Here is a 23614-nt window from a genome sequence, read left to right on the forward strand (position 1 = left end):
TTGATCAGGGAAAAATCACTTTACAGGTACCGGATGATTTTAACTTTTGCCATACTGTACGGCGTCAGCATCCAGCTGACAATATGATAGGAAAGAGCAACTGCAGGATTCAAGCCCCGGCGGTTTGTCAGATAAAATTTTAAGAGCTATGAACTATTATCAATTTAGGGCGGAAGATTTTGCCGCGGACGACTACTTTAAACAGTGGGTATGTTCGCCTGATGCGGAGTCGGAGGCATTCTGGCAGGAGTTTTTGAAAGACTATCCTGAAAAGTACTACCAGCTGAATGAAGGGAAAATACTGGTGCAGGCACTTCATCATATCAACAAGATAAAAGCGGATGAACCACAGGTAGCCCGGGTATGGTCCCGGATAGAGGATACCGTTGCTTTGAAGAATAAAAGCGGGTTTAGAGGCTGGGTAAAAAGGTATTATGTATGGCAGGTAGCCGCCTCGGTGTTGTTAGTCCTGGGCGCGGCTGGGTTATGGCATACAAGGCAGGCCAATACTCAGCAGATTGCCGGTACAAAGCCTGCATCCGGACAGTGGGAGGAAGCTGCCAATGATACCGACCAGCCCATGGGGGTACTCCTTGCGGACGGCAGCAAAGTGCTGCTTGAGAAAAATAGCCGCCTGAGGTATACAAGAGAATTTGATGGCGGCCAGCGGGAAGTATATCTACACGGCGCGGCGTTTTTTGAAGTACGTAAAAATCCTGAAAAACCTTTTTTGGTATATGCCAATGGATTGATTACAAAGGTTCTGGGTACCAGTTTCCGTGTTCAGGCACATGATGGTGATCCCAATGTTACCGTGGCTGTCAGTACAGGAAGGGTGTCGGTATATTCGGGAAATACTGCAAGGGCGCAGGATCCGGAAGTGCACGGGATTATATTGACACCTAACCAGAAAGCTATTTTTCAGCGTGACATCAGAACACTCAGCAAAACGCTGGTAGAAAAACCTACTATACTTGTTGAAAAGAACCATTTGCCTTCCTTTAGTTTTGAAGATGTACCGGCTGCAGATGTTTTCCAGACCTTGGAAAAAGTATATGGTATTGATGTGGTTTTTGACGAGGAGCTTATGAAAAATTGTACACTTACGGTCAACCTGAGTAAAGAAGATCTGTTCCAGAAGCTGGAGGTGATCTGTAAAGTGCTGGAAGTGAGTTATAAGCTGATCGACGCACAGGTAATTATTTACAGTAAGGGCTGTTGATATCCGTCTATTATTTGTTCCTGCAAGAGTACCAAATGGCCATTATCTGAGTACATATCAGATAAGTGCTAAATCCGTTTATCCTGAATATCTGCACATTCTAAACCCAGGCGGCCTATGTAAAACCCAGAAATTTACTTCACAAAAAAAAGCACCAGTAGTGTTGAGACCACCCTGGCGCTTGGTTTCCTCCAGTCATGTACCGTTCAATGCACAGCGTCAGTTTCCTGACGTGATAGGAGGTGTTTTTGCTCAAAAATTCACAAAAACATTTGAATCTAATGAAAAGACAGCTAATTATAAACCCATTTTTATTTCACCTCATGAAAATCTCACTTCTCCAGGCCTTTTTGGCAGTGATTTTTACAGGTGCTTCGCTTGCCCGTAATGTCTCTGCCCAGGAGTTACTGAACAGAAAGGTTAGTTTGAGGGTTGAAACTCAGGAGATTCGTAAAGTGCTGAATAAAATAGAAAAGCAGGCCGACATCCGGTTTGCTTATCGTCCGCGTGTATTGCCCTCCGATCATAAAATTTCGCTGACTGCCACCAACGTTTCGTTATCCGAAATACTTGAAATGATAACAAAGCCGCTCAGGCTCAAGTATGAAGTAGTTGGGCAGCAGATCATACTGAGTCCTGAGCCAAGCTCTGCTCTCCCTACCGGTACTCCTGGGCGCAGAACGGTGGAAGGAATCTCCAGCGAACAGACCGTTTCGGGGAAAGTCTCAGATGAAAAAGGAGAGGGATTACCTGGGGTAAGTATTGTTGTAAAAGGTACGCAGCAGGGAACGATTACCGATGCTCAGGGACAATATTCACTGAGTTTTCAGGAAAAGAATCCGGTACTGATTTTTTCATTTGTTGGTTATGTCCCGCAGGAAGTTTCGGTTGGTAACCTGGCGAACATTGACATTATCCTGAAAACAGATACTAAGGCACTGGAAGAAGTAGTGGTGGTAGGATATGGAACGCAATCCAGGAGAAATGTGACGGGCTCGGTTTCAAAAGTGGATATGAAACAAACCCAAAACCTGCCCAACACCAATGTTACGCAGTCGCTCCGCGGACGGGTGGCTGGTGTACAGTTTACAGATAACGGGCGCCCCGGGCAGAACGGCACGATCCTGATCCGCGGCCCGCGTTCGTTGAACGGAGGAAATAATCCGCTGATCGTGGTGGACGGGATATTTTTTAACGGTAGCCTGGCAGATCTTAATCCAAATGATATTGAGTCAATGGAGGTTCTGAAAGATGCCAGTTCAGCAGCGATATATGGCTCCCGTGCAGCAAACGGAGTGATCCTGATCACCTCTAAAAAAGGGACTACCGAAAAACCGACAATCCGTATCAACGCTTTTTCGGGTTTATCAGACTGGAGTTACAAACCCAAATTATTGTCGCCGGAGCGTTACCTGCAAAAAACGCTGGACAACCGTCAGCAAAGTGGCCTGACAGCCGACCCTTCCAAGATCCGGGATTATCTGACCACTTCGGAACTTGTTAATTATGATGCGGGAATTACCACAGACCCGTACGATGCGATCAGCCAGCAGGGCCGGATCAATTCTTACGACCTGAGCTTATCGGGTAAAACGAATTCCACCAATTATTTTTTATCGGCTTCCATAGCAGATGAGAAGGGGTTGATTTATAACGATAACATGAGGCGCCTGGCGGTAAGAGCCAATGTGGAGAACAAGGTTACCAAGTGGCTGTCCATTGGTTTAAATTCAACTTACATCAAAAGAGATCTTTCAGGAAAAGAGGCGGACCTGGGCGCGGCTTATGCGGCCACACCCTACGGGACCTGGTATTATCCGGATGGCGAACCTACCTGGTACGTGATTGCCGAGGACCAGATTCCTTACAATGCCATGCGGGATGCCATTTTTACAACCAACGAAGAAGTGTACAATAATTTGTTTGCGAATTTTTATGCACTTATTGATTTACCAATGCTTAAAGGTTTAAGCTACCGGTTCAACTATTCTCCTAATTACCGCTGGCAGCACAATTACAATTTTGTAAGGCAGGACAAACACGAACCTGCTATTAACAATACCAGTGCAAGTAAATTTAACCGGGAAGATTTTGACTGGGTAATGGAGAACATAGTTACCTATTCCCGTCAGTTCGGGGCCAATCACGCGCTTGATATTACCTTGCTTTATGGCAGAAACCATTCGGGGTTTGAGTCCACTACAGCCAGCTCCTCCAGGCTTTCTTCGGATGCGCTGAGCTGGAATAACCTGGGATTAGGGGAAATCCTCACGAATAGTTCCACTGCCCAGGCCGCTGATGGTGTATCTTCCATGTTTAGGCTCAACTACCGGTTTATGGATAAATACCTGTTTACGGGTACCGTTCGCAGGGATGGAAGCTCGGTTTTTGCCGCCAACAACAAATACGCTACTTTTCCCTCGGTTGCACTTGCCTGGATTGCTTCGGAAGAAAAATTCCTGAAAAATGTTTCTTTTCTCGATAATCTGAAACTTCGGTTGTCTTATGGAGCCGTGGGTAACCAGGCTATCAATCCATACCAATCACTTAGTTTGTCTGCCACCAACCGGTATGTTTATGGCGACGGCGGGCTATCTTCTCTTGGGGTATATCCGGCGAATATGGCAAACTCAAACCTGAAATGGGAAACTACCTACACAGGAAATGCGGCTATTGATTTTGATCTTTTTAAGGGACGATTGGGGGGTACATTTGAGTTTTACAATATGAACACCCGGAACTTGCTGGTACAACGGTCACTGCCGGATATGACAGGTTATAATTTCGTACTGACCAACCTGGGAGCAACCAACAATAAGGGGGTGGAGATAACGCTTAATTCCGTCAATCTCAGGAAGGGGAAATTTGAGTGGAGCAGTAACATTGTATTTTCAAGAAACAAAAACAAAATCGTCCATCTGTATCATTCGGATACCAACGGCGATGGCAGGGAAGACGATGATTTAGGAAACCGGTGGTTTATCGGACAGTCACAGAACGTAGCTTTTGATTATGTCTTTGATGGTATCTATCAGGAAGGAGATGAACTGCCGACCGGCTACAAACCGGGATTTGTGCGCCTGAAAGACCTGAACGGAGATAAAAAGATAGACGCCAGCGACCGCCGCGTGATCGGACAAACGCTGCAGCCGAAGTATCGCTGGGGCGTAACGAATACCTTCCGCTACGGAGATCTTTCAATGTCGGTTTTTGTGAACGCAATGCAGGGATGGATTTCCAACCTCAGTACGGTTGATTACAGCGTAACAGGTGGAAATTACCCGCACAGGCCGCTGAACATGATTGATGCAGGATGGTGGAATGTAGAGAACAAATCCAACACGAGGCCTTCCATGGTCTACACCAATCCCTATGGCCATGGGTATTACTACAGCCGTAATTTCATCCGCATCCAGGACGTTTCGCTTACGTATGATATGCCTAAGAACCTCATTAACAAGGCAAAATTGACCAATCTGAGACTCACCCTTAGCGCTAAAAACCTGTACAATTTTACCAAATGGATTGGTCCGGATCCAGAAAGCGGGTATACCGACAGGGGAAGCTTTTATCCTACAGCAAGGTCGGTTACGATGGGAATCAATTTAGGTTTTTAATGAATTCAAAAATATAGCCTCTTAGTTATTATGAAAATAGTTAGATATATCGTTGGCAGCTATCTGTATCTGATGCTGTTTGCAGGCTTAGCAGTATGGGCACTGACCGGCTGTGAAGACAAGTTCCTGGATGAAAAACCACTTGCATCGCTGAGCTCTGATGTGGTTTTAAAATCAAAGGCCGGATTTAAAAATTACATTACCGCCCTGCATCACGCGGCAAGGGAAGAGCAGACCCTGGAAGATAACCACGATTATTACTTCACCATGCAAAGCGGTACCGACATCGCTACCACCGGACAGGAGGATGCACGTCCGTTCAGGAGTTATGTGACTTACCTCAACCCCAATGCCAATACGGTGGTAAAATACTGGAGATGGGCCTATCAGCTGATGCTGGTCAGAGCAAATACCGTCATTGTTTATGCCAATAAACCGGAACTGAAAGGTATATGGAGCAATGAAGCCGAAAAAAATGCGATCATTGCGGAGGCCCGTTTTTTTCGGGCTTATGCACACAATACGCTCGCGAACCTGTATGGCGGCGTGCCCATTGTGGATACCATTTATACCGGCCCGAAAACAGACTTTGTAAGAAATACACGCAAGGAGGTATACGAATTTGCCAGAAAAGATCTTGAATTCGCTTCGCAGTATTTACCTGCCACCGTGGAGAAAAGCAAAGAGGGGCGTATCGTAAAAGCCGCGGCAGATCACCTGCTCACTGAAGTTTATATCAGCCTTGGCGAGTACGACAAAGCCGTAGAAAGTGCCTCCAAAGTGATTGATTCGGGGCTTTACAATCTGATGACAACGCGTTTTGGGAGTGAAAAGGATTTGCCGGGCGACGTATTTTCTGACCTTTTCAAACTCGGAAATCAAAACAGAAGTTCTGGCAACAGGGAATCCATCTATGTGTGGCAGTTTGAAGATCTTACACAGGGAGGATCGGGTAGCTCGGGAGGCAACAGCATACTGCGCGGCTGGGGGCCCTGGTATATCAACCTGCGGGATCCTGACGGGAAAGCCGGGATGATCATCGTGGATAGCCTGGGCCGCGGCGTAGGTTTGACAAGGCCGACCACCTATTTTCTGTATAATCTCTGGCAGAACAACTGGACGAACGATATCCGGAACTCAAGCTATAACATCCGCAGGACAATGTATTACACCAATCCGGCGTCCAAATATTTTGGGAAACCGGTTGAGCCAAAAACAACCAGAATTGATACGATGCAGAACGCATATCCAACGCTGAGAAAGATTGAAGGTAAAACGCCTAAGTCAGGAAACAACACTACTGGCCGGACTTTTGCGGATTTCATGGTTTATCGGCTGGCAGATACCTACCTGCTGCGAGCCGAAGCCCACACCCGGAAGGGCGACCTGCTAAAAGCTGCGGCTGACATTAATGTGGTCCGTGCCAGGGCCAACGCGAAACCTGTCACGCCTGGTGAAGTCAATATAGATTATATCCTTGATGAACGTGCACGCGAACTGATAGTCGAGGAGCCGCGCCGCCGTACGCTCATACGGATGGGTAAACTTGTGGAGAGAACCAGGAAATATAATATGCGTGAAGATACCCGCAGCAGTATCCAGGATTTCCATGAATTGTACCCTATTCCCCAAACGGCAATTGACGCTAATTTCAGTGCCAAACTTGAACAAAATCCTGGTTATTGATTTTTTACCCAAACTATTTTCGCATGAAATTTTTAAAATCCATCCAAGTACTTCAGGCTTCTTTAGTGATTGCAGCGGCAGCTTTCCTGAATCCTTCACAGGCGCAGGTTGACCTTAACAAAGCGGATTCCCGCCGCGCCGCCGCAGGTATCATTCTTGAGCAACCCGTTAATGATCCCAGAATACAAAACAGGCAGCACGAGATGGTATCGTCCATTGCGGCCTCTGCAGATGGTAAACAACTATTTCTGGTATGGTATACCGGCGGAAAAGGGGAGGGGCCTGGCAATTATGTAACGCTTGCTGTAAGTGTGGATCAGGGCAAAACCTGGAAAAACGATCAGCTTGTTATTTTCCCAAAAGAACCCACAACAAGATTTTTCGATCCCGTCCTCTGGCGTGATAAAAATGGGACGGTATGGCTGTTTTATGCCGTTTCCATGGATAACAAGCATTGGGACCTAAAAGAAGGGGTGAATGCAATACCCATTTCCTGGAGCGGTTCCAAAGTGGTTTATGAACAGCCAAAGCTAATTTCATATGGGGTCATGATGAATAAGCCGGTGTACATTCCTCAAAAGAACTTTGCACTTTTCCCGGTTTCGGTATGGCAGTTGGGTACTGATCATTCAAAAGAGCCGGGATACATCCAGGACGGAACCTTTATTCATAGCTTCGATTTTAAAAAGAAAAATGCCAGAATTAATACCTTGTCTGCCCATGGATCGGTGCCAGTTCTGCCCGATAGTATGCGTACATTTGACGAACATCAGGTGGTGCAGACAGGAAATGACGGCAATCTGCTGTGCCTGGTCAGGACAAAAAAAAGGATCTATTTTTCAAAAAGTGCTGACTACGGTAAAAGCTGGTCTAAGCTTGAGCTTTTCAAAGCAACTGGTCCAACTACCTCGAGCCGGTTTTACATCGGGAAACTTCGGTCGGGAAATCTGCTGCTGATACTTAATAATAGTACCTCCAGAAACAATATGACCGCCTTTATATCAAAGGACGGTGGCAAAACCTGGCCTGAAAAGCTACTGCTCGACAGCCGTGATAAGGTCTCCTATCCTGATGCTGACCAAACCGAAGATGGTGTGATTCATGTAACTTTTGACAGGGACAGGTCTGGTGCGAAGGATATTTTGTATTGCAATTTCACCGAACAGGATGTGGCGGCAGGTAATACCAGCGGAGTTTTTATTACACGGGTAAATCCATAATGATGAGCAACTACCTGTTATGCTGTGATTGGGGAACAACCTCTTTCAGGCTGCGACTCACCGACATGACCAACCGGGAGATTATCGGGGAAATCACAGCCGGGCAGGGCATTGCAGCTACATCCTTGGAATGGAGCCTGGTTTCGGCCGGAGGATCTGTAACGCGTGAAAATTTTTACAGAAAAGAGTTATCGCGCCAGATCACAAATTTGTCGGTCAACCTCGCTTTGGATCTGGACGGTATCCCCATTGCCATGTCGGGAATGGGGTCCTCTTCTCTCGGGATGGTGGAACTACCCTATGCTTTTTTGCCATTTTCCCTGGCCGGCCAACAGGCAGTTGTCAGTATTGTGGAAGCAGCAGACTGGTTTCTGCACGATATTTTCCTTATTTCGGGGATTACAAATGGGCTTGACGTCATGAGGGGAGAAGAAACGCAGCTGCTTGGTGTGTGGGAGTTGATGGAAACAGTAAGGCAGGCCGCCGGAGAAACAATTTTTATATTCCCTGGTACCCATTCCAAGCACATTTATGTACAAGCTGGCCAGGTTACCGGTTTTAAAACGTACATGACGGGGGAGATATTCTCACTTATGGTCAGCACGAGTATTCTCAGGGAGTCCGTTGAATTCCCGTCTGCTCATGCAGCTGATATGAAGGCTTTCGCAGAAGGAGTGAAATATGCAGGTGCTGAAAACCTGCTGCACACTTTGTTTTCGGTGAGGGGCAACCAGCTTTTTGAAAGGAGAAACAAACGTGAAAATTTCTACTATCTGAGCGGATTGATCATTGGTGCGGAATTGAAGGAGCTGGTATCCGAGATTCGCCAGATTGTATTATGTTGTGACGAAAAACTTTACGAATTTTATAAATCGGCACTGAAAGAATTGAGCATCCCGGCCGTGCTGGCGGATCCATCCATGATGGATAGGGCCGTTGTCGCCGGGCAGATCAAAATTTTCCAGAACCAGATTTGCGGGATACTACCTGATCAAGTTTGAAAATCCACCTGTTATTTATGAATCGTCGTATTTTAAATTCTCTGATATTCCTTTCTGTAGCTGCTCTTGTTCTGAGTTTTGCTGCCAGGCCATCGGACCCGTTTGCGGCTGACCGGCCCACGGAAATAGCAAAAAAAGGAAAATGGGTTAGCTTATTTGATGGTAAATCATTTGACGGGTGGCACTCTTATCTTAAAAAAGAGGTACTCCCGCAATGGAAAATAGAGGATGGGGCTATCATGCTCTCTGAAAAAGGCGGGGGAGATTTGCTCACCAACAAAGCGTATGAGAATTTTGAACTGGAACTGGAATGGAAAATTTCGGAAGGCGGCAACAGCGGTATTGTTTATCATGTCAGGGAAGATCCGGCCTTCAAGTCTGCCGATGTTACCGGTCTGGAAATGCAGGTACTCGATAATGAACGTCACCCCAATGCCAAACAGGGGGCAGACCGTACAGCGGGCTCCTTGTTTGATATGGTTGCTCCGTCGGATTCAACTGCTTGCAAACCAGCAGGCGAATGGAATAAAGCCCGGCTGGTTGTGAACAACAGCAAAGCCGAACATTTCCTGAATAACAAAAAGATCGTACAGTATCAGATCGGCGGCGCTGAATGGGATCGGTTAATAAGTCAAAGCAAATTCAAGGATTGGAAATATCTGGGCAAATTCAAAACCGGGCATATTGCCTTGCAGGACCATGGAAATAAGGTATGGTATCGGAATGTGAAAATCCGCGAATTGTAAGGCGGCTGCTACATCTCACCGCAGCGTTATATTAACATTTTCAGGCAGGAACAGGTAAAACCGAAATACGAGTTACTTATTAGTATCACGTTTCTCCATCGTCATTTTAACGAAAGCAGGCCTGCCATGCAACTAAAAAAATACCTTTGTTTTCTTCTTTTCTGTATATGTGCCTTCACAGCCCAGGCAAAAGACTACCGTGCTTCCCTGTTTGGCATATATTCAGATGGCGTTACACTCAATACCCGTTCCATCCAATATGCCATTGATTACATACACCAGAACGGTGGCGGCAGGCTCGTTTTCTTTGTAGGCCGTTACCTCACAGGTTCTATACATCTCAAGTCGAACGTGACGCTGCATCTTGAAGAAGGCGCGGTGCTGGTGGGGTCACTCAACCCGTGGGATTATGACCGGAAGGTGTGGACTTCACTGATTTTTGCGCAGGATCAGAAAAACATAGCCATTACCGGACAGGGAAGTATCGACGGCCGCGGCCGATATATTGCCAGGAATATCGTCGACATGATTCATAAGGGATTAATCAAAGATCAGTTTCGTTTCGACCGGCCGGAAGCGGAGTGCAGACCAGTACTTGTCTATTTCCGGAACTGTGAAGATGTAAAAATCCACGAAGTGACCATGCAAAATTCATCGAGCTGGGTACAGATCTATGATCAATGCAAGACGGTGGAAATCGACAGAATCACGGTAGATAGTAAAGCGTACTGGAACAACGACGGCATCGACATTGTAGATTGCGACGGGGTCAGTGTGACGAACTCCTTCATCGATTCTGACGATGACGGTATTTGTCTCAAGTCGCATGACGCCAGCAAGGTTTGCAAGAACATCGTCATCCGGAATTGCACCGTTCGGTCCAGTGCTAACGGAATCAAATTCGGTACAGCCTCATACGGAGGATTCAGTAACGTAAAAATATCGAATGTAAAAATATACGATACCTACCGTTCAGCCGTGACACTCGCCGCTGTTGACGGTGGGTTTGTAGAAAACGTGCAGGTGGACAGCGTGCAGGCGTACAACACCGGAAATGCGATTTTTTTGCGTATCGGTGAAAGGGTCAAAGGCAAGAAAGGCCGAATGGAAAACATCCACATTTCAAATATATATGTGGAAGTACCTGCCACCAAACCTGACGCGGGCTACGAATACGAGGGGCCCACGGAAGATATGCCGCGCAACATCTCCCCGGCTGGTATTGCAGGCATGCCGGATGCGCTCATCGAGAATGTCACGCTGAAAAACATAGAGATAAGGTATCCCGGCGGAGGGAATCCGATGTTCGCCGGTGTACGCCTTACCGACCTGGATAAGGTACCCGAAAAACCGGAATTTTATCCGGAATTTTCAATGTTCGATGAATTGCCTGCCTGGGGTTTGTATGTACGTCATGCCAGGAATATCAAGGTAGAGGGCCTGACCTTATCCTGCGAGAAAAAAGATTACCGGGCAGCGGTGGTTCTGGACGATGTACACGGGGCTAACTTCAAGGCTGTTAAAATTTCGAAACCCGACAAAAGAGATTGGATTTACAGTCATAAATCTACCGGTGTGGTGACAAAGTAGTGGCTTTGGTTACTGCTTGCGTTCAATATACGGAAACCAATTTATTGTATGAGAAAGTGTTACATCTCTTTTGCGTTCATTTTGTTTACTGGCGTTGCTTTGGCACAAAATGTAAAACCTTGTAAACCCTGCGAGGAATTAAAAAATCTTCAGCTTCCGGATGTGACGATTTTGGCCGCAGAAGCTAATGTCGGCAACACAACTGTCAGCACAAGGAAGCCATTCTGCCGCGTACTGGGCAGGATAAGCAAGGAAATCAATTTTGAGATATTACTTCCGGACGAAAGTAACGGTCGTTTCCTGATGTCTGGAGGTGGTGGGTTTGTGGGCAGCATTCAAAACCAGTTTCGCAGCAAAGTAGAAGAGGGGTTTACCACGGCTGGCACGGACACAGGCCACAAAGGTGGCGGTGACGCAAAATGGGCCTTCAACAATATGGAGAGACAGTTGAACTTTGGCAGACTGGCCATACATCGTACGGCGGTAGTATCTAAAGCCATTATGCAATATTATTATTGTGGCGCACCTTTCAAATCCTATTTTGCCGGTTGCTCCCGAGGCGGTGGACAGGCGATGGTCGAGGCACAGTATTACCCGGAAGATTTTGATGGGATCGTGGCCGGGGCACCTGCCTTTGCATGGCCAGCGATATCAGCTAAATTTTTGCAGCATAGTCAGTACAATTATCCGGATCCAAAAAAACTGAGGCCGGTCATTACCAACGATAACCTCAAACTTTTACAAGCGGAGGTACTCAAACAGTGTGATCAGCTCGACGGTGTCGCCGATAACATACTTGACAACCCCGGCAAATGTAAGTTCGATTTTTCTAAACTGGCTGTGTGTGCCGACAATAAACCAGGAAGCACATGTTTTACAAAAGAACAGCTCGAGGCAATCAAGTCGGTTTACAATCCACTGGTGCTTAACGGGAAGCAAATTTACCCGGGTTTTCCTTTTGGTGCAGAAGCTGAGGAGGATTCCTGGGATACCTGGATTACCGGCTCGAGCCCCTCGATGAAAAATAGGCCCAGCCAGCAATATATGTTTGGTACAAACATTTTCAAGTATCTCATTTTTAATGATTCAACTTTTGACTACACGAAGTACGATTTCAAAAATTTTGATGTGGAAACGGAATATGCTTCTTCTTATCTGGACGCCACGAGTACTGACTACAGTGAATTCAAAAAACGAAACGGCAAGATCATCTTCTTCCACGGATGGAATGACCCGGCACTTTCAGCAAACGCAACTGTAGAGCACTACGACGGGATACTAAAAAGCGACAAAGATGCGCAGTCTTTCGCAAGGCTGTTTCTGCTGCCTGGGGTCTTGCACTGCGGAGGCGGCTTAGGTTGTGACAAGGTAGATTGGATCGGCCTGATTATTGACTGGGTAGAAAAGTCCAAGGCGCCTGATCAGGTGGTTGCCACGAAGGTGGGTGGGGGGAAGGTTGTTACGAAGGCAATCTTGCCTTATCGCAAGAAGCAGGAATGATATAACACCCTGGGGTTTTCTTGCAGGCAGCGATACCACAGAATGGTATTCCAGTTTTTATAAACATATACGACCGCCGGGCAGCCTGCAGCTGTTACAACTGCATTTCAGATATAACGATTTTCATCTTAATTAATCTTGATTTAATATATAATTAAATTATATATATTTGCATAATACTAGCACGAAGTTTCATTTGCTGTCTCTGGTCAATGCATCAAATCATGTTAAAATCCGTATTGTTATCGTTAATTTTTGTGCTATTGTGCGTTCCTATGCACCTGGTGGCCTGTTCGTGTTCGGGTAATTTTCAGAGAATCAAGTCGCAGCAGGATTTGAATAGTTATGCGTTCGTCGCATTGGTAAAGATTACCTCAGAAACCATCAACCCTCCTTCAAATGCATCCTCTTTTCGCGAAGCAACGCTCGGATTTAAAATTATTGAAAAATTTAAAGGGAAGGATACTGACGAAATAATCGAGCGGGGTGTTCTTTCTTCTTGTGATATGGGTATCAATGTGGGAGATGAATGGGTGTTATTTGCTACCGCTCATACAGGAAAACTTGTAATTTCGGCATGTAACAGAAATGTCCGGTACCGCGACAAGGACGGCGTGCATGACTGGCATTACAAGGACGGCATCCAAGAGGTGGAGGATCTGAGGAGTGCGCATGGGCGCCGCCAGAAGCGGCCAAAGGATGGTATCAGTCACCAGTATTATCCCGACGGCAAAATCGAAATTGAAGAAACCTTTCATGACGGTCTCAGAAATGGTGCCCGGACGGTATACCACCGGAATGGGAAGGTTTGGGGTAAGCAAACGTATGTGCGCGACTCTTTACAAGGAAAGTCAGAATGGTTCTTTCCGTCGGGCCAGCTGTATGATCAAAAGTTTTACCGAAATGGTATTTTAATCAATTTGTCGAGGGTGTATCACGACACGACGATCATCGATCGGTGGAAGCATCGTCTCATCCAAGACTTTTATCTGACGGAGGACTCGCTTCGTAAAACTTTTAGTCGTATTCAGGTTTGGCATGAAGCACTTTACGATTATAACGGAAAAATCGTTTTATCCCGGGAATATTCAAGATGGGGTAAAATACGGCAGGAAACCGTTTATCATCCCGAAGAGAATTATATTACTTCGGTTTATTATCATGACAATGGGCAGGTGAAAGTGATACAGCATCATAAAGATTATAAAAACTTTGGCCATTACCAGGAATATGACCCCGAAGGGAACCCCACCAAATCCTGGGATTACGACACCAATGGCAGGCAGATCAACCTGCACATTCCCAGGTAAATGCTGGCGAAAACAGGAAAAGCCACCCCCTATATTTTATCAATAGGCGGCGGCTTTCCGGTATTGCTCCAGGAGAAATTTTTATTTGCTGATCACTATTTTTCTGATCATCTTTAAACCTTCTGCCGTCGTTATTTGAATCAGGTATATTCCATTCTCAAACCGGCTCAGGTCGATACCTCTTTCAGTGACTGAGTCATATTCTGCCAATGCCTGGCCATTGATATGGGTTAAAGTAACTTTGCGGATAGAGGGCAAAGCGGCATTATTGAAACGAAGTATGCTTGATACCGGATTCGGATGTACAGATATATCCGACATGCTCTCCTTTAACCTGACATTGATCAGATGAGAAAATGCGAAGCTGCCATCCTGATCCACCATCCTGAGGCGATAATAGCTGATTCCTGCACAAGGATTTGCATCGACCGCATTGTAATTGGCCAACTCATTACTCCACCCGGTGGCTAGTACTGTTGTTAATTTGCTCCATTGTCTTGCGTCGCTGCTCCGTTCCAGTTCGAAATGAGATGCATTTGTCTCCTGAGCCGTCTTCCATCTTAAGCTTACCATAGTGCCTTCCACGCTCGCCTCAAAACTTACAAGCGTTACCGGAAGGGATTCGTTCCAGCTAAGCGTATAGGTTGCCGGAGGCGACGCTACGCCGGCCTGATCTACATAGGCGTATTCAAAAACAGTCGATTTGGCCCCCGCACCAGTCATTTTTAGCTTGAGTTTCGACGGGTCAAGTACTTCAATCGTAAAAGGGTTCGAGGGTGAAGGCGGATTCGTCGCATTTTTTCCGACTGTAATCTTTGTGTTATCATACCACAGCTCCATCCCGTTGGTTGGCAACGAGGTAATGAGTATGGTTTTACCTGACAAAGATCCCGAGGTAGATTGATCTTCCGGGTCACTTCCCGAAAGTGCAGGAGCGTTCGTAAATGTTCCATCTACCGGAATGAAATCATTCATAGATGGTTTAGCCGTCAGGATTCCTGATTTGATATCTGCGACGGGAGGTCGCTCAATTCCAAAGTTGGCGTTGGTCACATCTTGGTCTGTGACTGTGATGTCCGTCAGGATACCGTTGGCAACACCGTCATTTCCAGTTTCAGTACCCAGATGCTCACCGCTGTAAAGCCAGCCGGTAGGAGGCGTTACAGTGATACCAGAGCCCAACGTTCCTACGGCACTGGAAGTGACGTCTGCGGTAGTGAGTCTGACACTGTATTTTCCGGGACCTACCGGGAAGGAGTAGGTTCCAGTTGCTGTTCCTACGGTTGTGACGGCCACTACATATCCGGCTTCATTCACAAGCACGGCTTTAAGGGCTAAATTCTCAACAATGTTAGAACCATCTACTTTTTCGTTTTTAAGACCGTTGGCGTCTTTAAATACATTTCCTGACAGGGTATTACAGAGGTCGTTCGTCTTGTTGAAAGTGATGGTACTCGCCTTTTTTCCCCACAAGCTAAGCGGATCACTGGAGGGTTCTGTGGTACCATAATAAGCCGATAGCCCTCCAAAATTTGCTTGAAAATCCACTTTTGCGCCGTCGGTAAACTGGTCTCCACCCGCTACCACTTTGATTTTTAGCTCAAACGGCAGATTCACGGGATTCCCGCTATTACTGGTGGTTCCCTCCACAGCCATGCCCGTTACATTAAGTTTGTTGTTGGTTCCCAAGCCGTCGTTGGAAATCATTACCGCTACCGAAGATCCGAAAATCCCTTTAAGATAGGTTTCAATGTCGTCTTTTGTATCCGCGAAAGAAAAGCGGGGATCAAGAGGAAACTCAAAGGTAACACCTGAAAACGCCCCGGATGCCGTGTTCTTTGCCCCGAATTGGATGTTGAAGTCAGATGGCTTCGAGCAATTGGGGATATCCACATTGCCGTTGCCATCTCCGGCCGTAAGCGTAAGGCTCAGCCGATATGCACATTCACAGCCATCGGATTGCGGAGATGTGGCCGAAGTCCCTATGCTGCTAACGGTACCGTCGGTCTTATCTATCGCGTAGAAATTGACATGGTCTCCTCCCTGGCCGGGTACTCCATAGCTAAACAACTGTCCTCTTTCATTAAAAAACAGCGTGCCCATGGTATAATCTGCTGCTGCTCCTATTTTTACAATGGCTGCGGTTCCGGTTGTAAAGTTCTGGATCTCGTATAATCCCCTTGCGGAATTACCTGCATTAGTACTACCGTGGTACCAGGCATAGGCTTTTCCGGTTAACGGGTCAAAGGCGATATCCCCCCAGAGTCGGGTACCATTCCCTGTCATGGTAGTGGTTGCGGAAGTTGCGGATAGTCCGGTATCCCAGTTCTTAAGATCAATTTTATATAGTATTGGGCTGGCGTCAACCGACAATATGTACATAATACCGTTCTTATCCACCCCTGCATTGTTGTAGTTGAGATTAGAGCCCGTAGGCATATCGCTTACCGTCTTAGTTGTATAGTTATTCGTAGCACTGTAATCGGCTATTCTTGCCAGCTGGAAGCTGCTCTGGTTCCAGCGCTGCGTAAATATGTAGCCGTTATAATACACAGTGGCATTTGTCAATGCGTTTGGATTTAAAGACAATTTGTCAGAAACAGAGACGGTTCCATTGGAACTCACATTCACGGAGCTGATGCGGGTACTGGTGTTATCAATCTGACGGGTAAAGTACAGGCTTCCGTCACAAGGAATGCTGCCCTGGGCCAAGGCAGGAGTATTGGCCCAAAGTGAGACCACTACAAATGCAAGAATCGAAAATTTCATTTTCGTATAACGTCTGCAATCTTGTCGGGAACTGGTAAATTGCTCTAATAGAAACTGGCTGATGCCAGAATAGACTGCTTTACCTATGGGGTTAAGGTACAATAGGGAGGTTTTTTGTAAATGGTGTTTCATTACTGATTGGTTTTATTATGATAGAGGTGATATTGAATACCAAAATACCGCAAGTCCATCTGGCTTGTTTATTGAAATTCGCATACAGAATATCCTGCGTCTAAGAAAGACTTGGGATGACTTACGTTGTCGGAATGCACGAATGAGATGTCTAAGTTCTCAACACACATCCTGATCCCACAACGGATGGGATGACTATCCAAGAGGCTATGATTCAGGCCCGGCCTGAAGGGGTAGCTCTCTGAGGAATAATGATGAACCAACCCACTACGCGGACGACTTCAGGACAGCGAGTGCCTGATCAACAGGGGTTTTCAAAAATTTCATTTTAAATGTTTGGAACTGAATAGATAGGGTTATTAAGCGAAATCCTGCGGCGAAAATAGAGAAAATTTGTTTTTGGATAACTAATTCATCCTTAAATACATGCATTTTCTTTCATGTATTCAACGTTTTCTACGACTCTATTTTAAGTCCATTAATATCTTCACAGAACGGTGGAATAATTTGTATAAATTCGATAAATAACTTACTACAATATACGTAACCAACTTCCAATGTTTTTGACAGAAATAAATAGCGCTCAGAGCTATTTATTTCTGTCTGCCCACCTGAAAATATTACTAATAATAGAACCCTGCCAGCAAGATTATCGATATTTGGACCTAAAGGTGGGAAACGGCTAAGCCGGAAGAATCTGAAAGGATGAAAAGCGCTGTTGACTTATACAAACAATGGACATCACTGAAGCGAAGCTCAGTGTGTCCAAATGCCTGCCAGATTAAAAATTGCTAAGATAGATTTACTCAGGCTATCCAGGGATATTGATTATTATTTCACTCCTCTTCCGTTAGAGAAATCCAGTGTAAGATTATGGCCTGTTGGCGAAACCCTGAAAATCTGCCCGCTCCCCGGTTTGGAAAATGAACCTGAAACGGCCGGGATCGTGTATGTCAGCCCTTCGAATTCACATCTGGCCTGAACTCCGTCAATGTTTTTAAATGGCAGGTTTTCAGATTTAGCGGCGGCCAGATCCAGAAACCATTTTTCTCCCTGGCCGTCTTTTACTGAAACAGCCATTTGATTTTCATTCAAATCCATCACCAGCGTGCCTTTTATAGTAGTCAGCGGCCAGGTGATGTGTAGCTTCCCGGCTGCCGTACTGGTAATCACAGGTGTTCCGCCTTTGACCAGCACCTCTTTTCCCCCTACCACCGCCTTGAGGCGTAGCCCTGCCAGATGATTCTTCTTACTCCACAGGTATCCGTCTACCACCGGAAGTGTAAAAAACTGGCATTCGTTGGAAGTGGCTTTCTGTGTGGTGTAAACGGATGGAAGTTTTTCATCAAACATGTGGATGTCACGGATCCGCAGTGATCCATCTTCCCAAAGTATATTCGTGCGGTAAAACCGGCTGTTGAACCACACTGTTTTCAGATCACTGCCCGGCAGGTCATTATTGACCGTAAATGAGGTTGCCGGTGTCAGTTTGAAGTTGTTTCGGAACCAGCGACCCGAGGCCTCCAGTGTTTCCACCCTTATTTTGCCCTGGTCACGTAATCGGGAGATCAGCGGCATCTGCATTTCAAATCCTTTAGACATACCGTTCCAGGTGAAGGAGTTCTCCTGGCCTGCTTGGGTGTAATTGAATGCCAGGGCTTCTCCTTCCACAAATTCTTTAAAAAACCAGTTGACCCAGGCCGCACTCCCGCCCGCCTCAGGGTACACCGGTTCCAGGGAAACCACCCCTTGCCTGCTGTTGCCAAGGCCGGTGTCGTATTGCCGGATCGGGTCGCTGCCCAGCATTCTGAAAACAGGTATCGGAAGCTGATTGGAGATCGTTTGCGCGGGCATGTAGGAATTGATCCTGCTTGGATAGTAGGCCTGGTTCCAGTACCCGCCCCAGAGGGTATACCCATCCGTCCCATACTGATCCTTGCAGTTGGCCGACGCGACGATCTTGTATTTGTCATACATATAGTTCAGTGAATGCGCGTCGATGAACCAGGAAGCGACGGATTTAGGGTAGTAACCAAAAATCTTTTTGAAATCCTCCATGTAAACGTCAATAAGCTTTTCACGTTCCTGTGGAGTATAACCTGTAGAAAAGCCAACATCGGCATGCCAATCCCAGGGATATCTTCCGCGCCATTTCAGCCCTGCCTTTTCAATTAGCGGTTGTGGCAGCTCCCACCATGCACCGATTTCGAAAGTTCCTTTTGGCAGGCCTTTTAATAATTTCTGGTAACGAGCATCCATCAACGCGTCGTATTGCAGGAGAAAAGTACCCCCCAGACGGTTTTTCGTCATGACTTCAACCTGTTTGACCACGGTCTGATACAGTACCTCCTGAGTAATGAGCGGATCCCGGGGTTCAAGCAAACGGATGAAATTGACAATATTTACGATTTTCGGGCTCTTGCTTTTAACGTCTCCTTCTGCCTGAGAAGTTTGCCTTTTAAAAGAAGATGCCAGCCCGGCAATCAGGATAACAGATATGACAATAGCTACTTTGTGGATACGTTGCATGGTTTAGGAATTATTTGACCAAAGATAAGACTGGATCGGTTTGGGGCTCAATTTTCTGATGTAATATCTTAGGTATGGTTCGTACTTGATCCTGGGGTTGTGATTTGAACTGGAGTTCCAGGCATTTATTCCGCTTACCGGATGTACAGGAAAGCAGGCACAAAGAAAGGATAAGACTCACTTACCATTAATTTTTACGTCCCTGAACATAAAAGGATTATCGCTCACCCTCAGTGGTTTTCCGCTGGCGGTTGTTACATTTCGGAGAATAACCTCTCTGGTCTTGATGTAAGGGAATTTTTCCTGATAGGTATCGTCCGTCATTTCTGGATTAAAATTAGTGAAAATGGCAGGCCCCAGATAGTTTTCCGGATGAAGGGAGTCGTCGATCTTAAGATTTTCAATGGTAATTTTTTCGGGCATGTAACAGGTATAACCGAAGTCATGCTGCCCCGAATAGGATCCGCTGATCAGCTCCGCATGACCGGCCTTGCCATTGGCAGGCACAAATACACAGTTACGTATCACCAGCTCGCCTTGCCAGGTACTGCCGTAGTCGGAGCGCAGGTTGACAATGCTCCTGCCACGGATCGTGGAATTCTCTACCAGCAAAAGCCCGCTGCCAATGGCATTGATACCCATATGGCCGAGGGTGGAGTTACGAATGGTGGCATTGGCAACGCCTTGGTGGGCATCAAACCGGGAGAGGGTACAATGGTCATAAAGCATGTTTTTGCAGAAATTGGAACCCAGGATACCCCAGTACTTATTGTCGTTGATATCATTGGTCTGGCTGCAGTTAATAAAGGATACGTTCAGCGCACGGTTGGCCGAAAGGTCGTAAGTCCCCATGGAGACGGGCTTCCCCGCGGCACCGATGGTACTATAGGTTTTATGCCCGGTCAGGATGGTGTTTTTCATCGTTACATAGGAACAGTCCCCGATACTGATGAAACCTCCGTAAGGTGCTCCATGGTCTTCCTCCCCCGTAATGCGGTGTTCAAGTCCTTCAACCAGTACGTTGGACCGCCGTATCGCGATGTTCCTGCTATAATAGGTATACTTTGACTCGGCCCGGTTGGCGATGGTGGTGAAACGTCCCCCGGTAATCTTCAGGAGTTTTTCGTCAATAGGCAGCACCGTAATGTCGGTGATCTGATCAAAATCCCAGATGATCGGCGCTTTCATATCCACATTGCTATTTTTATCCACCACAAAAATGTCGGTTTGCGCAGAACCGTTGTTTTGGTTAAGGCCAAACCGTATGTACTGCTTTACGTTAGCATTGGTAACGGTGATCAGGCAAGGGCCTGGCAAAGCCGCCTCGATTTTCTTCTGATTTCTTTTAAGCGAAGTGATCGTTTTCGGTTTAAATGATTTTAAATCCGACCCCACCAGGAAAACCGACGCATTCCGGTTCTGTACTTCGGTGTCGTCAATAATAAAGGAAGCCTTGCCAAAATCGGTATTGGTCCGGATCATGGCCGTACGCTCTTTCCCACCGATGTAGTAGGTAGCGTGATCTGCCGCTTTCACAGCCAGACCATGCAGATTGGCAAATGCGTGTGTTGCGGCGATGGCGTCCATATCGTCGGTTTTGCCGTCGCCCGCAGCGCCAAAGTCAGCGTAGCGGACCAGTCCTGCTGCTTGATGGCTGCGTACGTCCTTTGGAGGTACATTCACATATAATTCCCCGTTTGCAGTATGTACCCTGACTTTCCCCTTTTCGGAAGTGATGACAATGTTTTCAGACTTTTTATCCTGGGCATGTGCTGCCCCCAGTGCACAGATAAAAAATAGAAATATTTGCAGTGTATACCTCGTCATAAAAGTGCCGGTTAGTTTTTCATTACACTCTGAAAAGCAAGATGAACGAAAAGGCTACTCTCTGGATAAGGCAATCGGAGTGCCTGCGTCATGGTCTTTACCAGTACTTGGGGGGCTATCCCGCCAGGATTTCAGCAAATCAGCTTGTATCCGAAGCCTCGGTGGTTAATGATTTGGACCGACGGATCCGGATGAAAATGTCGCCTGAGTTTTGAAATATAGACATCCAGGCTCCGTGAGCTGAAAAAATCGTCATTTTTCCATACTTCGAGCAACAAAGTTTTTCTTGTAAGCAATCGGGTTCTGTGCTGGTACAAAATCGTTAAAACCTCACTTTCCCTGGCGCTCAGCCGTATCAATCGGCCTGCATACAAAAGGGTGTGCCGCATCCTGTCATATTGAAATATGCCGATAGCCACCCTGTCTTCCGCCCGGTGTTCTGTTACTGCCAGTAAACGGTTACGGTTCATGAGTACCTCCATCCGGATAGCCAGTTCTTCGAGATCAAAAGGCTTTTTGATATAATCATTTCCTCCGGCCGTAAAACCTTTAATGAGGTCTTCGGTGGTGGATCTCGCAGTCAAAAAAAGAATGGGAGTCTGTTTGTCTTCCTGCCTGATCCTGCCTGCAATATCCAGTCCATTCACGGCGGGCAGCATCACATCCAGTACGATAATCTGTGGTTTTTCTTTTAAATAAGTACTGTAAGCCAAAGCCCCGTCGGTGATATGAATGACCTTAAATCCCTTGATCATCAGTACATCACTGATGATCTGTCCGAGCGCCGCTTCGTCTTCCACCAGAAGTACTTTACCATTGTTACTCATTGCTGGGGCAGTTTGATGATAAATTTACTTCCATGTTTCCCTGAATCTGCCAGCACAATGGAGCCCCGGTGTTTTTCGATAATCATTTTCACATAACTGAGTCCCAGCCCATAACCTTTGATCTGGGGGGCGGCGGCAGGTACTCTGAAAAATTTGTCAAAAACAAAATCACGATATTCCGCCGGAATACCGTTGCCCTCATCACTTACCGACATTTCAATTCCGCCTGCATAATGGCTGCACCTGATGTGTATCCTGGCCTCCGGTCCGGAATATTTGATGGCATTGTCTATCAGGTTGATCACCACATTCTGAAGCTGCGTTTTATCTCCAAATATCTCAGCATCGGCAGTATAGTCCAGCGTTATGGTTACAGGTTTTTCCAGCCTGGCCTGCTGAGTATCTACCACACCGGTTAGCATCGCTTTAAAATCAAATCGTTCGGTACTGAGCATAAAAGAAGGACTTTCATAAAGTGAAATGTTCAGTATTTTGTCTGCCATCAGGGACAACCGCTGGATTTCGGAAGATGCCGCAGTCAGATAGGAACTGGCTTTTTCGGGATTCTGGCCGAGATCAAAAAACTTCAGTCCCTGAACAGCCGCCAGAGCGGTGGCAATCGGAGTTTTCAGTTCGTGAGAAATGTTACTGATAAAATCGTTTTTGAGGTTCGATAGTTGCTTTTGTTTCAAAATGGTCTGGTACATATACAACAAAGCAAGCATAATGAAGATCATGAGTGCGAAAGATCCGAAAATGCCGGCAGACATTTGTTTGCCTATCCAGGTAGACGGTGTATGAACCGAAAGCAAAAAGGTCGGTACTGTTTCCGTCAATATATTGTTCACGTCATAGAGGAGCGGTTTGGCAACAAAGGTGGAGTCGCCAAGCTGGTTCAGACTATCTGTGAATGCCTTCAGTAAATCCAGTTTTATTGCCAAAGATCTGCTGTTATCGGAACCAGAAAACACAGATACGGATTCCTGACTGACATTTTCCTGAGTCAGATTTATCTTTTTCGGTTTGTTGTAGACACTGCTGATATCGTTGTAACACCGAATGTTCCCCTGGAACGGCCGGCCTGCCTGAGAAAAGGTTTTTCTCAAAATAGTCGCCAAACCGGCCGTCTGCTCATGAATTCTGAAACTGCTGCTCAATTTCTGTTGTAGGTCTTTTTCAGGTGTATTGTCGGCGTACCGGTTCATGCCAATCAGGGTAACGTAAAGCGGGTCCAGTTCATCCAGTTTTAAACGGGCCATTTTTTTGATCAAAAAATCGTAAGGATCTTTTTGAAGTGCAACAGTGTCTTCCGCTGAGGCGGCATATTTGGCAAAAGTATTCTGATTTCTCCCCGCAAAGCAAATTTGCACCCCCGAAGGCCAGTTCAGGATACGGTACTTAAAATCTTTGTCGGAGCGAATGAGCTGTCGGATCAGGCCCCGGACGCTATCGGCTGTCTGGCGCTTTTGTTCGGTAACGGCCAGGTCCAGCAGTGCTTTCACCTCCACTTCGTTTTTTTCTTTGCTTACTGCATAGCTACTGAGGAGCCAGCTTCCCTGTAAAATCACTACTGCCGCAATGGCCGTGCACATCAGCGCGACAATGGCTGTCATCCTGGATCGGGTCATCTTTTCGAGG

At 46.4% G+C, this 23614-nt stretch carries 14 protein-coding genes; 9 read left to right on the forward strand and 5 right to left on the reverse strand.

What is annotated here, in order from left to right:
* Positions 1-148 precede the first annotated feature (148 nt).
* From KOE27_RS00205 to KOE27_RS00245, 9 genes are all read left to right on the forward strand, one after another.
* A complete protein-coding gene (locus KOE27_RS00205) occupies positions 149-1222 on the forward strand; it encodes a FecR family protein (protein WP_215236872.1) in 1074 nt (357 codons plus the stop codon).
* Between the two features lie 323 nt (positions 1223-1545).
* On the forward strand, positions 1546-4839 hold the full coding sequence (locus tag KOE27_RS00210; protein WP_229252563.1) for a TonB-dependent receptor: 3294 nt from the start codon (positions 1546-1548) through the stop codon (positions 4837-4839).
* 30 nt (positions 4840-4869) lie between these two features.
* Positions 4870-6525: a RagB/SusD family nutrient uptake outer membrane protein gene (locus KOE27_RS00215; RefSeq protein WP_229252564.1), complete on the forward strand. Its 1656-nt coding sequence runs from the start codon at positions 4870-4872 to the stop codon at positions 6523-6525.
* A 23-nt stretch (positions 6526-6548) separates the two neighbouring features.
* Complete coding sequence (locus KOE27_RS00220) at positions 6549-7745, forward strand: sialidase family protein (protein WP_215236874.1); 1197 nt, start codon at positions 6549-6551, stop codon at positions 7743-7745.
* Entirely contained in the window at positions 7745-8746 is a 1002-nt protein-coding gene (locus KOE27_RS00225; RefSeq protein WP_215236875.1) for a 2-dehydro-3-deoxygalactonokinase, read from the forward strand. Before KOE27_RS00220 ends, KOE27_RS00225 begins: the two co-directional genes overlap by 1 nt.
* Before the next feature lie 17 nt (positions 8747-8763).
* Positions 8764-9492 (forward strand): 3-keto-disaccharide hydrolase, encoded by a 729-nt coding sequence (locus KOE27_RS00230; protein WP_215236876.1) that lies wholly within the window; start codon positions 8764-8766, stop codon positions 9490-9492.
* Between the two features lie 126 nt (positions 9493-9618).
* Entirely contained in the window at positions 9619-11082 is a 1464-nt protein-coding gene (locus KOE27_RS00235) for a glycoside hydrolase family 28 protein (RefSeq protein ID WP_215236877.1), read from the forward strand.
* Positions 11083-11130: 48 nt separating this feature from the next.
* Positions 11131-12582 carry a tannase/feruloyl esterase family alpha/beta hydrolase gene (locus KOE27_RS00240; protein ID WP_215236878.1) on the forward strand — a complete coding sequence of 484 codons (1452 nt, stop codon included), beginning with the start codon at positions 11131-11133 and terminating at the stop codon, positions 12580-12582.
* A 224-nt stretch (positions 12583-12806) separates the two neighbouring features.
* Positions 12807-13892 (forward strand): toxin-antitoxin system YwqK family antitoxin, encoded by a 1086-nt coding sequence (locus KOE27_RS00245; protein WP_215236879.1) that lies wholly within the window; start codon positions 12807-12809, stop codon positions 13890-13892.
* An 81-nt stretch (positions 13893-13973) separates the two neighbouring features.
* Here the strand turns inward: KOE27_RS00245 and KOE27_RS00250 are convergent, their stop codons facing one another.
* The 5 genes from KOE27_RS00250 to KOE27_RS00270 form a co-directional block, all read right to left on the reverse strand.
* Entirely contained in the window at positions 13974-16661 is a 2688-nt protein-coding gene (locus KOE27_RS00250) for a T9SS type A sorting domain-containing protein (RefSeq protein ID WP_215236880.1), read from the reverse strand.
* 963 nt (positions 16662-17624) lie between these two features.
* Positions 17625-19322 (reverse strand): hypothetical protein, encoded by a 1698-nt coding sequence (locus KOE27_RS00255; protein ID WP_215236881.1) that lies wholly within the window; start codon positions 19320-19322, stop codon positions 17625-17627.
* 177 nt (positions 19323-19499) lie between these two features.
* The gene (locus KOE27_RS00260) at positions 19500-21149 is read right to left on the reverse strand and encodes a hypothetical protein (RefSeq protein WP_215236882.1); all 1650 of its coding nucleotides are present in this window, start codon (positions 21147-21149) and stop codon (positions 19500-19502) included.
* Between the two features lie 131 nt (positions 21150-21280).
* On the reverse strand, positions 21281-21976 hold the full coding sequence (locus KOE27_RS00265; RefSeq protein ID WP_215236883.1) for a response regulator transcription factor: 696 nt from the start codon (positions 21974-21976) through the stop codon (positions 21281-21283).
* Positions 21973-23604 carry a sensor histidine kinase gene (locus tag KOE27_RS00270; protein WP_215236884.1) on the reverse strand — a complete coding sequence of 544 codons (1632 nt, stop codon included), beginning with the start codon at positions 23602-23604 and terminating at the stop codon, positions 21973-21975. The genes KOE27_RS00265 and KOE27_RS00270 overlap by 4 nt, the downstream gene beginning before the upstream one ends.
* Between the last annotated feature and the right edge of the window lie 10 nt (positions 23605-23614).

This window comes from Dyadobacter sp. CECT 9275 (genome assembly GCF_907164905.1).
Lineage (GTDB): Bacteria > Bacteroidota > Bacteroidia > Cytophagales > Spirosomataceae > Dyadobacter > Dyadobacter helix.